Source organism: Pseudogemmatithrix spongiicola, assembly GCF_030623445.1.
GTDB classification, from domain to species: Bacteria; Gemmatimonadota; Gemmatimonadetes; order Gemmatimonadales; family Gemmatimonadaceae; genus Pseudogemmatithrix; species Pseudogemmatithrix spongiicola.
The window spans coordinates 65,236-77,445 of the sequence record NZ_CP130613.1 but is presented as its reverse complement, the minus strand read 5'-3'; the positions used below and the strand labels follow the sequence as shown (position 1 = coordinate 77,445).

The window sequence follows — 12,210 nt, the reverse complement described above, 5'->3', positions numbered from 1 at the left end:
CCTCGCTCGTCCTACCCGTGATGCTTGCCCGCAATCACGAGCGACACGACATTCTCCGGTGATGGCTGCCGCCCCGCGACGCCGCCCCCAGTCGCGCACGGTGCTGCTCGACCGCGTGATCGAGGCCTTTCCGCTCTTCCGGCTGTCCGACAGTTCGGACGACGCGGCAGTCGCATACACCACGCCCGATGGTGGACGCTGGCGCGTACTGCCCGCCCCCGGCGAGCGCTTGCCCGGCACCTTCGATCAAGACGTCTACGTCGAGTTGCTGCGCCGCTTCCATGAAGCCGGCGCGCCGAGCGACGGGACGCTGTCGTTCACGCTGCACGCCTTCCTTCGCGCCATGGGACGGCGCGTCGACGGCCGCACCTACGAGCAGCTGCGAGCGGCGCTCGCGCGACTCGAGCGCACCGTCCTCGAGAGTGACGGGGCGTGGTACGACGCGGCGGCCCAGGCACGCCCGCACGCCCGCTTCACCCTGCTCGCGGCCGTGGCGATCGATCGCCGCCGTTTCACGGACCGCGACCAGCTGGCGCTCTTTCCCGCGCTCGCAAGCAACGAACCCGGCGACGCGCGCGTCACGTTGGCCCACCAGCTGCGCGACAACATCGCGGCCGGGCACGTGAGCACCCTCAATGCCCAGAAGTACGCCGCGCTGTCGTCGCCGGTGGCCCGACGGCTGTATCGCGTGCTCGAGGCGGAGCGCGCCGGCGACGGCGATGCGACGTGGCTGCTGCCCCTCGACCAGTTGGCCGAGCGCCTGCCGCTCACGCAGCGCTTTCCCTCGCATCTCCAGCGCGTCCTGCAGCCGGCCCACGAGATGCTGCTCGCGGCCGGGCTCGTCCGCGGCGCACGCTTCGTCCAGGACGGTCGCCTCTGGAGCGTCGAGTACCGTTTCTGAGGCCGCGCGCCGCCAAGCGCCGGCGGCGCTCCGTCATGGTTTCCTGACGGAACCCTCCGTAGCCCACCGAGTATTGGGTGAGTAGGTTCCGAGAGCCTTTCCCTCAGGGATATCGCATGCCCCGTCGCCGGATCTTTGCGCTCGCCGCTGTTCTCGCCCTGCCGCTCGCGGCCGGCGCTTTCGTCGTGCAGGAACGCGCCGCCACGGCCAGCGCCACGCTCTTCGACCAAGTGCTCTCGCTCGTCGGCGATCGCTATGTCGATTCCATCGGCACGCGCGAGCTCTATGAGCGCGCCGCTCGCGGACTCGTCGAGCAGTTGCGCGATCCGTACTCCGAGCTCTACACGCCCGCGCAGCTCGAGGCCTTCAACACCACGACCGGCGGCTTCTACGGCGGCGTGGGCATGCTGATCGAGGACCAGGAAGGCACGATCATCATCAGCAAGGTGTATCCGCACACGCCGGCCGAGGAAGCGGGCATCCGCGAGGGCGACCGCATCGTCGGTGTCGACACCTCGTCCACGCGCGGCTGGCGTCTCGATCAAGTCTCCGGCGCCCTCCGCGGCCAGCCCGGCTCGCGCGTGAAGGCACGCTTCCAGCGGCCGGGCGTCGCCCAGGCCTTCGAAGTCGAGTTCACCCGGCGCACCATCCGCATCCCCGCGATCCCCTTCGGCCTCGTGCTCGACGGCGGCATCGGCTACATCCCGGTGCAGCAGTTCAACGAGACGACCACGCGCGAGTTCGCCGAGGTCTATGCGCGCTTCGTCAATGAAGACGTGAAGGGCCTCGTCATCGACCTCCGCGGCAACTCGGGCGGCTTCCTCGACCAAGCCCTCGAGATGACGAACTTCTTCCTCGCGCGCGGCCGCGAGCTCGCATCGGTCCGCAGCCGCAGCGGGCAGGTCGAGCGCTACGTCGCCGAACGCTCGCCGCTCATCCCCAACATGCCGGTGGTCGTCCTCACCGACGGCTACTCCGCCTCGGCCTCCGAGATCGTCGCCGGCGCCCTGCAGGACCAGGACCGCGCGCTCGTCGTCGGCCAGACGACCTTCGGCAAGGGACTCGTGCAGTCGGTGTATCGCCTCGACGGGGGCTACGCCATCAAGCTCACCACCGGCAAGTGGTTCACCCCCAGCGGTCGCACGATCCAGCGTGAGCGCGTGCTCGATGCCTCGGGACGCCTCGTCGAGGTGAACCCCGATTCCTCGGAGAGCGATAGCGCACGCGCCGCACGGCCCATGTTCCGCTCGACCAGCGGGCGCGCGGTGTTCGGCGGCGGCGGTGTCACGCCCGACATCGTCGTGCCCTACGACACGCTCACGGCTGCCGAGCTTCGCCTCGCGCGGGCGCTCGTGCCGCGGCAGCAGGACGTCTATCTCGCGCTGTACGACTACGCGTTCGGGCTCAAGGACCAGGTGCGTCCGGACTTCACCGTCACGGCCGCCATGCGCGACGGCTTCCGGCAGAAGCTCGAAGCCAAGGGCGTGACCGTCGACCGCGCCGAGTGGGACGCCGGTCGTGCGTATGTCGATCGCCTCCTGCTCAACCGCATTGCCCGCCTCGCCTTCGGCGACTCGACGGCCAAGCGCCGCGAAATCCCGGAAGACGTGCAGCTCCAGCGGGCGATGGACCTCCTGCGCCGCGCGAAGACCACGCAGGAACTGCTCGCCCTCGCTCCCGCTTCCGCGCCCGTCCCGGCCGCGGCGTCGGCGCGGCGACCCGACTAACCCCTCCAGCTTCCCCCGATGTCCTACCGTGTCATGATCGCCGCCGCGCTGCTTGGCGCGGCGGCCTGCGGCGGCACTGCCGCCGAACAATCGCCCATCGTCGCCCGCGAAGGCGATGCCCGTGAGTCCCGGCTCTCCAATCTCCGGCAGATCACCTTCGGCGGCGAGAACGCCGAGGCGTACTGGAGCCAGGATGGCGAGTACATCACCTTCCAGTCCACGCGCGACGGCCGCACCTGCGACCAGCAGTACGTCATCAAGGCCGACGGCACGGGCCTGACGCGCGTCTCCGACGGCCGTGGCAAGACCACCTGCGGCTGGTTCTTCCCGGGCGGCGAACGCCTCTTCTTCGCCTCGACCACGGCGCATGATGAAGGCTGCCCCGTGCGCCCGGACCCGTCCAAGGGATACGTCTGGCCGCTGGATCGCTACGACATCTACACCGCCAACCGTGACGGCAGCGACATGCGCCGCCTCACGAACTACGACGTGTACACGGCCGAGGGCATCCTCTCGCCGGACGGCTCGAAGATCGTCTTCACGTCCATGAAGGACGGCGACCTCGAGATCTACACCATGAACGCCGACGGCAGCGACGTGCGCCGCCTCACCAACACGCCCGGGTACGACGGCGGGCCGTGGTGGTCGCCCGACGGCACGAAGATCGTCTACCGCGCGCATCACCCGAAGGACAGCACCGAACTCGCGCAGTATCGCGAGCTGCTCGCCCAGGGCCTCATCCGCCCCAGCAAGGTCGAGCTCTTCGTCATGAACGCCGACGGCAGCGACCAACGCCAGGTGACCGCGCTCGGCGGCGCCAACTTCGGGCCCTCGTGGAGCCCGGACGGCACCAAGATCATCTTCTCCACCAACTTCGTCGCGCCGCGCTCGGGCAACTTCGACCTCTACCTGGTCGACGCCAACGCCTCGATGGCCGGCCCCGACCAGGTGGAGCAGATCACCTTCGACGGCGTCTTCGACGGCTTCCCGATCTTCCACCCCAACGGCAAGCAGCTCCTGTGGGCCAGCAACCGCTTCGCCGCCAAGGAAGGCGAGACCAACCTCTTCGTCGCCGATTTCCGGTGGTAGATTAGGGGCGTCTCTCCCCGGAGGAGCCCCTTGGAGTACTTCGTTGGCATAGTTGCCCTTGGCATCGGCGTCGTCCTCGCCAAGAGCATCCGCATCATCGGGCAGGCCGAGGTCATGGTCGTCGAGCGCCTCGGCCGCTTCAATCGCGTCGCGCGCTCGGGCCTCAACATCCTGATCCCGTTCATCGAACGGCCGCGCAGCATCGACGTGCGCTACTTCGAGGCGGACGTCACCGGCCTCAAGAAGATGATCGCCAGCACCGTCTCGCGCATCGACCTGCGCGAGCAGGTGCTGAACTTCCCGTCGCAACCGGTCATCACGAAGGACAACGTCACGATCGACATCGACGCGGTGCTCTACTACCGCGTCGCCGATCCGCAGAAGGCCACCTACGCGGTGCAGAACCTGCCCTTCGCGCTCGAGACGCTCACGCGCACCACGCTGCGCAACATCGTCGGCGAGATCGAACTCGACCAGACGCTGGCCTCGCGCGACATGATCAACAAGAAGATGCGCGAGGTCATCGAGGAAGCCTCGATCGGCTGGGGCGTCGACGTCACGCGCGTCGAGCTGCAGAGCATCGAGCCCCCGCGCGACATCCAGCAGTCCATGGAACTGCAGATGCGCGCCGAGCGTGAGCGCCGCGCCGCCGTCACCAACGCCGAAGCCAGCAAGCGCGCCGCGGTGCTCGAGGCCGAAGGCCTCCGGGAGTCGCAGATCCGCAAGGCCGAGGGCGAGAAGGAAGCCGCCATCCTGCGCGCCCAAGGTCTCGCCGAGGCGCGGCTCGCCATGGCCGACGCCGAGGCGGAAGCCGTGCGCCGCATCGCCGCCGCGCTGCCGCCCGGCGAAGCCGCCACCTATCTGCTCGGCCTCAAGTACCTCGAGGCCCTCCCGGCGCTCGCCCAGGGCAAGGGAACCACCGTGTTCCTGCCCAGCGAAGCCACGGGCGTGCTCGGCGCGATCGGCGGGATCAAGGAGCTGCTCAAGGCCGGCGGCAGTTCGTCGGAACCGCAGCCACAGCGTCCCAGCGGCGCGCTCGGCAGCGGTCCCTTCGTACCGTAAGCTCCACGTGCCCAAGCTCACGAAGGAGAAGGCAGAGAAGATCGCCCGCGCGCACGCCTGCTCGCACTGCAAGGAATACACCTACCGCCGCTTGACCGTGAAGGCGGCGCCGAAGGCCATCACCGAGGAACTCGGCGCCGTCTGGGTCGCGAACAAGACCTGCGGGGTTTGCGACTACAAGGAAGAAATCGGTATCGCCGAGGACGGCGACATCGTGTACGCTTCCTGAATGGCGCCCCTCGAGATTCCCAAGCTGGCGGTCGGTGACCGCGTGCAGCACGAACTGCTCGTGCGCGAACGCGAGGACAAGGTCACCAAGGCTGGCGATCCCTTCCTGACCCTCAAGCTCGGCAACGCCACCGGCGTACTCGGCGCCAACGTGTGGAAGGAGATGGTGCCGCAGGTGCAGGGCGTGCGGCCCGGTCAGGTCGTGCAGGTCATCGGCGTCGTCGAGGAGTACGCGGGGCGGCGGCAGCTCAAGCTCACCGCGCCGCCGCGTGTCGTCCCGATGGGCGGCGCCGACATCGAGCAGTTCCTGCCGCGGATCACCGTACCCGAGGAACGGCTCTGGGCCAAGATCGACGCCTGGCGCGCCGAGATGCACGGGCCCCTGCGGCGCGCGGTCGATCTCTTCTTCGCCGACGAATCGTTCCGCGCCGAGTTCGCCCGTACGCCGGGCGCGACGCGTGGCCACCATGCGCTCGTGGGCGGACTGCTGTTGCACACCTGCGAAGTCGCCGACATCGCGCGCGCCTCCGCGCAGACCATGGGTGGCAACGTCACGCTGGTCACCGCCGGCGCGCTGCTGCACGACATCGGCAAGACCAAGACCTACACGGTGGATCTGGCGGGCTTCGACTACACCCGCGCCGGCATGCTGCTCCAGCACATCGTGCTGGGCTCGCTCATGCTCGAAGAGCGCTTGCGCACGCTACCTCCGCAGGATCAGCTCAGCGACGAACAGCGTCTCGAGCTGCATCACTTCATCCAGTCGCATCATGGCCAGCTCGAGTTCGGCGCGGCCGTGCGCCCGATGACGCTCGAGGCCGAGATCCTGCACTTCGCCGACAACACCTCGGCGAAGGGCAACGATTTCACCGAGGCGGTGGAGGATGCCGAGTTGTTTCCCAGCGCCGAGCTGGAGTTCTCAGCCAAGCGCAGCTGGCGACTCGAGCGACGGGTCTGGAAGCGCAGCCACCGCTGGGACTGAGCGCCTCCGGCGGCGCAGTGCCTGGCGCAGTCGCCGCCACGCCAAGGCGAAGCCGGTCCAGACCAGCAGCACGCCCACGGCGCTCGCAAGCGTCGCGACGATCTGCCCGGGAATCCCGAACACTTCGCCCGTGTGGCCGAAGCGCACCCACGCACGCAGCTTGCGGGCCGTGCTGAGGTCGTCGTAACCTGACGACGTCGCGACCGTCGCGCTCGCACGGTCCACGTCGAGCGTCCACCGCAGGTCCGGGCGATACGTGTTGCCTTCGGCGACCGCGATCCGGACGACGGATGCCTTCGCGTCGGGCAGCGTGAGGGTGAGCTGCGCCCAATCCGGACGGGCGCTCGCCGCGGCCGCGATGTACGTCGCCAACGCAGCGTCCTCCGCTCGGACGGGATGCGGCGGCGGTTCCTCGGTCGCCGCGTCGCGGCGCGACTCTGCAGCCGCTGGAGCGTCCTGACGGGCAGCGCGCGCCTCGGCGATCGCCACTCGGGCCGCCGCGCGTTCCTGGTCGCTTCCGAGTGCGAGATCGAGATACTGCCCCGGCCAGCGGAACGAGAAGAACGCGGCCGTCGCGATGATGATCGCCAGCGGCAGCGCGAACCAGAAGCCAAGGCTGTTGTGCCAGTTGAAGTCGCGCGCCTGTCCGGCGCGATGCTTCCACTGCGGCCACGCCGTCGCCCGGAGTCGCGCGACGCTCCAGCGCCGCGGCCACCAGAGATACAGCCCTGAGAGCACGAGCGCGAGGAAGATCAGGTTCGCCACGCCATTCAGCACTTTCATCTGCGCGCGCAGCGCTCCCGCCTCCGCACCGACATAACGGTGCCACCGGCGCAGTGCCGAGAAGAAGCGCTGGCCCGATCCATCTCCCGAGGGCGTGAGCACGGCGCCGGTCGTGGGGTGTGCGAGGATCGGAGCCGCACCGCGTTCGCGCTGGCGAATCGTCACGGGCTGCGTCGGGTCGCGCTTGATCAGCACACTGGCGACGTCCGCCCGCGCAACGCCCGCGCGCGCGAGCAGCGTATCGAGGGGAAGCGGCGCGGCACCATTCGCCTCCACGCGCGGCGCGCCGTCGATCCACGCGATCATCTGCCGCTCGAATCCAAGCAGCACACCCGTCACGCTCATCAACAGGATGAGCCCACCCGCCAGCAATCCGATGCTGAGGTGAGTCCAGAAGAACACGGTGCGGATGGCTCGGCGGGCGGACATGACGAGTATAGGTTGAGAACGCTTCTCAAATAGCGAGAATTCAGGCTAATCCATCTCCGATAGTTTCGCTAGGTTTTGTCGAACTCCCTCCAGCCAAAGGGCTTAGATTGAAACCATGACCACGACGATCCGCCAAGACGATTTCATCCAGTCCATCGCCGACGCGCTCCAGCACATCAGCTACTATCACCCGCTGGATTACATCCGCGCGCTCGCCGAGGCCTACGAACTCGAGCAGTCCCCGGCCGCAAAGGACGCCATCGCGCAGATCCTCACGAACTCGCGGATGTGCGCCGAGGGCCATCGGCCCATCTGCCAGGACACGGGCATCGTCGTCGTCTTCCTCAAGATCGGCATGGACGTCCGCTGGGATGCCACGCTGTCTATCCAGGAGATGGTCAACGAAGGCGTGCGCCGCGCCTATCTGCACCCCGACAACACGCTGCGCGCCTCGATCGTCAGCGACCCGGCCTTCTCCCGCAAGAACACGCGCGACAACACGCCGGCCGTCGTGCACTACGAGGTGGTGCCCGGCCATCACGTCGAGGTGAAGCTCGCCGCGAAGGGCGGCGGCTCCGAGAACAAGTCGAAGTTCGCGATGCTCAACCCGTCCGATTCCATCGTGGACTGGGTCATGAAGACCGTCCCGACGATGGGCGCCGGCTGGTGTCCGCCAGGCATGCTCGGCATCGGCATCGGGGGATCGGCCGAGAAGGCGATGCTCATGGCGAAAGAGTCGCTCATGGAGCCCATCGACATGGCCCAGCTCAAGCAGCGCGGTCCGCAGAACAAGCTCGAGGAGTTGCGCATCGAGCTGCACGACAAGATCAACGCCCTCGGCATCGGCGCGCAGGGCTTGGGCGGTCTCTCCACCGTGCTCGACGTGAAGATCTTCGACTTCCCCACGCACGCCGCGTCGAAGCCCATCGCGATGATCCCGAACTGCGCCGCCACGCGGCACGCGCACTTCCATCTCGACGGCTCCGGCGTCGCCAAGCTGCCGGTGCCCTCGCTCGCGGATTGGCCGAACGTCACCTGGATGCCGGACGCGAACGCGAAGCGTGTCGACCTCGACACGCTCACGCCCGAAGTCGTCGCGAGCTGGAAGGCCGGCGATCGCCTGTTGCTCAACGGCAAGCTGCTCACGGGGCGCGACGCGGCACACAAGCGCATCGCCGATCTCTTCGCCAAGGGCGAGTCGCTCCCGCCGGGCGTCGACTTCACGAATCGCGTGATCTACTACGTCGGCCCCGTGGATCCCGTGCGCGACGAAGCCGTCGGCCCCGCCGGCCCGACTACCGCGACGCGCATGGACAAGTTCACCGAGATGATGCTCGAGAAGACCGGCCTCATCGCGATGATCGGCAAGGCCGAGCGCGGTCCGACGGGCCTCGAAGCCATCCGCAAGCACAAGGCAGCCTACCTGATGGCCGTCGGCGGCGCGGCGTATCTCGTCTCCAAGGCCATCCGTTCCTCGCGTGTCGTCGCCTTCGAAGATCTCGGCATGGAGGCGATCTACGAGTTCGAGGTCGAGGAGATGCCGGTGACCGTCGCCGTCGACGCGGCGGGCCACAACGTGCACGAGAGTGGCCCCAAGGAATGGCAGGAGAAGATCCGCAACCTTCCCGTGCTCTCGGCGTAGTAGTGGATGTGATTCGCCACCTCCTCGCAGGGCTCTGCCTCCTGCCTGCCGCGCTCGTCAGCGCCGGTGCGCAGGAGGCGCTGTTTCCCGCCCGTCCCACCGGGCTCGTCAGCGATTTCGCCGGCATCATTCCCGACGCCACCGAAGCGCAGATCACGCGCCTCATCGAGATCGTGCGCGCCGGTTCGCAGGGCGAGATCGCCGTCGTGACGCTGCGCGACATCGGCGGCCGCGAGGCGCTCGATGTCGCACTGCAGATCGGACGCGCGTGGGGAGTCGGCGCGCGCGCCGACATCGGCGACCGCGCCCGCAACGCCGGCGTGGTCGTCTTGCTCATCCCGAAGGAAACGAGCAGCGACGGCAGCGGCCAGATCGCCATCAGCGTCGGCCAAGGGGCAGAAGGCTTCATCACCGACGGTGTGGCCGGCGACATGCGCCGCGAAGCGACGCCGCTGCTCGCCGCCGGCAACTACGGCGATGGCCTGGCGCTCATCACGGCACGGCTCGCGCAGCGCTACAGCGCGGAGTTCGGCTTTGCGCTCGACTCCACGTTGGTCCCGCGCCAGCGTCCGCGTGAGTTCCAGATTCCGCCGATCGTCATCGTCATCGCGATCATGCTCCTCATCTCGCTGCTGAACTCGGGCGGCGGGGGTGGACGCGGGGGCCGACGCCGCCGCGGCGGTGTCGCGATCCTCCCGTTCCCGATGGGCGGTGGATTCGGCGGGGGTGGGTTCGGGGGCGGCGGCTTCGGTGGTGGAGGCTTCGGCGGGTTCGGGGGCGGCGGCGGATTCTCCGGCGGCGGCTCCGGCGGACGGTTCTAGGGAGAGATCCATGACGATCGAACAATTCTCGGCCGCGCTTGCCTCGGCCTTCGGCGGCGATTGCACGGCCGTGGTGCTGTACGGCAGCGCCGCCGCGGCGGCGCCTGCGACCAAGGGCGTCGATTTCAACGTGCTGGTCATCGTGCGCAGCCTGAAGGCGGACGCCCTGCGCGCGGCGGCGGCTCCGGTGCGGCAGTGGCAGGAGCTCGGCCATCGGCCGCCGCTCATCTTGACCGACGCCGAGTGGCGTTCGAGCCGCGATGTGTTCGCGATGGAACACGCCGACATCGCCGCGCGCCACCGCGTTCTGCACGGTGCGCTGCCCGCCCTCCCGCCCGTCGCCAGCGACGACCTCCGCCGGCAACTGGAGTTCGAGGCGATGGGCGCGCTGCTGCACCTGCGCCGCGGCGTGCTCGCCGTCGGCCACGATCCGCTGCGCACGCTTGACTTCCTCGTGGCCGCCAAGGGCACCGTCGTCACGCTGCTGCGCTCGCTGCTGCGCGTGCACGGCCGCGATGTACCGGCCGGCGCCAGCGCGGTGCTGGCGGCCGCGGCACCGCTCGCCAGCCTCGACACGACGGCGCTCGCCGAGGTCGTGGCGCACGCCCAGGGCACGCGCTCCATCCCGCCGGCGCGCGCCGCCGATGTCCTCGACGGCGTGCACCGGATGCTGAAGACTTTGGTCGCGCACGTGGACGCCATGTGGCATCCCGACGCGCCGGCCGTCGACTGACACGCGTACCGCACGATGCGCGTAGTGTTCTTGCTGACCTGACATTCACCCGGAGTCGTCGATGAAGGCCAAGTGGTTGCTCCCTGTCCTCACCCTGTTCCTCTCTGCCTGCGGCTACAACACGATCCAGACCATGGATGAGACCGCGGCCGCCGCGCGTCAGCAGATCGAAGTGCAGCTGCAGCGCCGCGCCGACCTCGTGCCGAACCTGGTCGAGACCGTGAAGGGCTACGCGGCCCAGGAAGAGCGCATCTTCACCGAAGTCGCCCAAGCGCGCTCGGCGTTGCTCGGCGCGCGCAGCGGTGGCAACATCGGCGAGATGGCGAATGCCAACCAGGAGCTCACCGGGGCGCTGGGGCGCCTGCTCGCCATCTCGGAGAACTACCCGCAGCTGAAGAGCGACCAGAACTTCCTGCGGCTGCAGGATGAGCTCACCGGGACCGAGAACCGCATCGCGGTGTCGCGCACCGACTACAACAACGCGGTGCGGGACTACAACGCGTACATCCGTCGCTTCCCGGCCGTGCTCACCGCCAAGGTGACCGGCGCGAAGGCCCGCGAGTACTTCGAGGTCACGAACGCCGCGAACCGCGAAGCGCCCAAGGTGAGCTTCTGATGCGGCGTACCGTCTTGCTGCTCGCCGCGCTCCTCGTGCCGGTCGGGGCGGCGACGGCGCAGTCGCCGGACCACGAGGCGGCCTACGCGGTCATCACGAAGCTCTTCGACGGCATGCGCACGCGCGATACGGCAGCGATGCGCACGGCGTTCGCGCCGGGCGCATCACTGCAGAGCGTTGCCGCCAGCGGGCAGGTGCGCAGCGATGCCATCGATGCCTGGATCGGCTCGGTGGCATCGGCGCCGGCGGGTGTCGTCTTGGACGAACGACTGGGCACGCCCGTTGTCCAAGTGAACGGGAATCTCGCGACGGTGTGGGTGGAGTATTGGTTCTATGCCGGTGAGCGCTTCTCGCACTGTGGCTTCGACGCCTTCGTGCTTGCCCGGACGGCTGGCACGTGGCGCATTCTTTCTGTCGCCGATACACGGCAGCGCGAAGGCTGCTCGCCCGCTCCGGTGCGCTGAACTCGCGTTCTCGAGCGCCGGACACCGTCCAAGTTCGGGCAGTCGCGCACGAGTTGGACTGGCGACCTAGGGCGTTGTCAGGAAATCCCTCTCCCGCAACATCTTAGGAGGAGCCGGGTAATAGGACCGCATGGTCCTTACTTGAATGTTACGTGCAACTCTATGCGCCACTTTGATTTACGAAGTGGCGCATTAGTTTGTATGTAACGGCAACGAACTGCTGGCCCTCGGCCAGCGGCTTCGCCGACCACTTATCGGAGACCACATGCGGAAGCCACGACCCAACTCGTACAACCCCGCGCAGGCCCTCCACTTGATCGCGAGCGATCGCAACGGCGATCCGCTCAGCTGCCCGTCGTGTTCCGGCTCCATCGAACGCGAGCCGGGATCCGCGCCGCCGCCGCCGCGTTCGCACGTGACGCTGAAGTGCATCGGCTGCGGGCGCGTCGCTCGGTACATCGCCGGCGCAGCCTGATCAAGTTCCCCGTCCACCCCGCAGGAGTACGTACGCGATGGCTCGCATCACCGGCACCGTGAAGTGGTTCAACGACGCGAAGGGCTTCGGTTTCATCCAGCGCGAGGGAGGGGCTGACGTCTTCGTCCATTTCAGCGCCATCCAGGGCAACGGCTTCAAGTCGCTCGCCGAAGGCGATAAGGTCGAGTTCGAAATCGTCGACGGACAGAAGGGTCCGCAGGCGGCGAACGTCAACAGGATCTAACGGCAGCGTCCGCA

Annotated in this window: 14 protein-coding genes; 13 read left to right on the top strand and 1 reads right to left on the bottom strand. The window is 68.3% G+C overall.

The annotated features are described in order from the left end of the window. Window positions 1-61: 61 nt before the first annotated feature. The 6 genes from Strain318_RS00415 (at window position 62) to Strain318_RS00390 (ending at window position 5,989) form a co-directional block, all read left to right on the top strand. Window positions 62-901: a replication initiator protein A gene (locus Strain318_RS00415; protein WP_367886561.1), complete on the top strand. Its 840-nt coding sequence runs from the start codon at window positions 62-64 to the stop codon at window positions 899-901. Between the two features lie 116 nt (window positions 902-1,017). Continuing rightward, on the top strand, window positions 1,018-2,628 hold the full coding sequence (locus tag Strain318_RS00410; RefSeq protein ID WP_367886560.1) for a S41 family peptidase: 1,611 nt from the start codon (window positions 1,018-1,020) through the stop codon (window positions 2,626-2,628). An 18-nt stretch (window positions 2,629-2,646) separates the two neighbouring features. Next, window positions 2,647-3,717, top strand: a complete 1,071-nt coding sequence (locus tag Strain318_RS00405) for a TolB family protein (protein WP_367886559.1) — start codon at window positions 2,647-2,649, stop codon at window positions 3,715-3,717. A gap of 30 nt (window positions 3,718-3,747) precedes the next feature. After that, a complete protein-coding gene (locus Strain318_RS00400; protein ID WP_367886558.1) occupies window positions 3,748-4,779 on the top strand; it encodes an SPFH domain-containing protein in 1,032 nt (343 codons plus the stop codon). Between the two features lie 7 nt (window positions 4,780-4,786). Further along, on the top strand, window positions 4,787-5,008 hold the full coding sequence (locus tag Strain318_RS00395; RefSeq protein WP_367886557.1) for a hypothetical protein: 222 nt from the start codon (window positions 4,787-4,789) through the stop codon (window positions 5,006-5,008). Then, entirely contained in the window at window positions 5,009-5,989 is a 981-nt protein-coding gene (locus tag Strain318_RS00390) for a 3'-5' exoribonuclease YhaM family protein (protein ID WP_367886556.1), read from the top strand. On the opposite strand, the gene Strain318_RS00385 is transcribed toward Strain318_RS00390, so the two are convergent. Next, window positions 5,927-7,201 (bottom strand): PepSY-associated TM helix domain-containing protein, encoded by a 1,275-nt coding sequence (locus Strain318_RS00385; protein WP_367886555.1) that lies wholly within the window; start codon window positions 7,199-7,201, stop codon window positions 5,927-5,929. The genes Strain318_RS00390 and Strain318_RS00385 overlap by 63 nt on opposite strands. Window positions 7,202-7,316: 115 nt before the next feature. Between Strain318_RS00385 and Strain318_RS00380 the strand changes: the two genes are divergently transcribed. The 7 genes from Strain318_RS00380 (at window position 7,317) to Strain318_RS00350 (ending at window position 12,196) form a co-directional block, all read left to right on the top strand. Beyond that, window positions 7,317-8,843 carry a fumarate hydratase gene (locus Strain318_RS00380; RefSeq protein ID WP_367886554.1) on the top strand — a complete coding sequence of 509 codons (1,527 nt, stop codon included), beginning with the start codon at window positions 7,317-7,319 and terminating at the stop codon, window positions 8,841-8,843. Window positions 8,844-8,851: 8 nt separating this feature from the next. Beyond that, window positions 8,852-9,664: a TPM domain-containing protein gene (locus Strain318_RS00375; RefSeq protein WP_367886553.1), complete on the top strand. Its 813-nt coding sequence runs from the start codon at window positions 8,852-8,854 to the stop codon at window positions 9,662-9,664. A gap of 10 nt (window positions 9,665-9,674) precedes the next feature. Next, window positions 9,675-10,397, top strand: coding sequence for a hypothetical protein (locus Strain318_RS00370; RefSeq protein WP_367886552.1), 723 nt, complete (start codon window positions 9,675-9,677; stop codon window positions 10,395-10,397). Between the two features lie 61 nt (window positions 10,398-10,458). Next, window positions 10,459-11,013 carry a LemA family protein gene (locus Strain318_RS00365; RefSeq protein ID WP_367886551.1) on the top strand — a complete coding sequence of 185 codons (555 nt, stop codon included), beginning with the start codon at window positions 10,459-10,461 and terminating at the stop codon, window positions 11,011-11,013. Further along, window positions 11,013-11,477 carry a nuclear transport factor 2 family protein gene (locus tag Strain318_RS00360; protein WP_367886550.1) on the top strand — a complete coding sequence of 155 codons (465 nt, stop codon included), beginning with the start codon at window positions 11,013-11,015 and terminating at the stop codon, window positions 11,475-11,477. The genes Strain318_RS00365 and Strain318_RS00360 overlap by 1 nt, the downstream gene beginning before the upstream one ends. Window positions 11,478-11,742: 265 nt before the next feature. After that, the gene (locus Strain318_RS00355) at window positions 11,743-11,952 is read left to right on the top strand and encodes a hypothetical protein (RefSeq protein ID WP_367886549.1); all 210 of its coding nucleotides are present in this window, start codon (window positions 11,743-11,745) and stop codon (window positions 11,950-11,952) included. A gap of 37 nt (window positions 11,953-11,989) precedes the next feature. Continuing rightward, window positions 11,990-12,196, top strand: coding sequence for a cold shock domain-containing protein (locus Strain318_RS00350; protein WP_367886548.1), 207 nt, complete (start codon window positions 11,990-11,992; stop codon window positions 12,194-12,196). Window positions 12,197-12,210 lie beyond the last annotated feature (14 nt).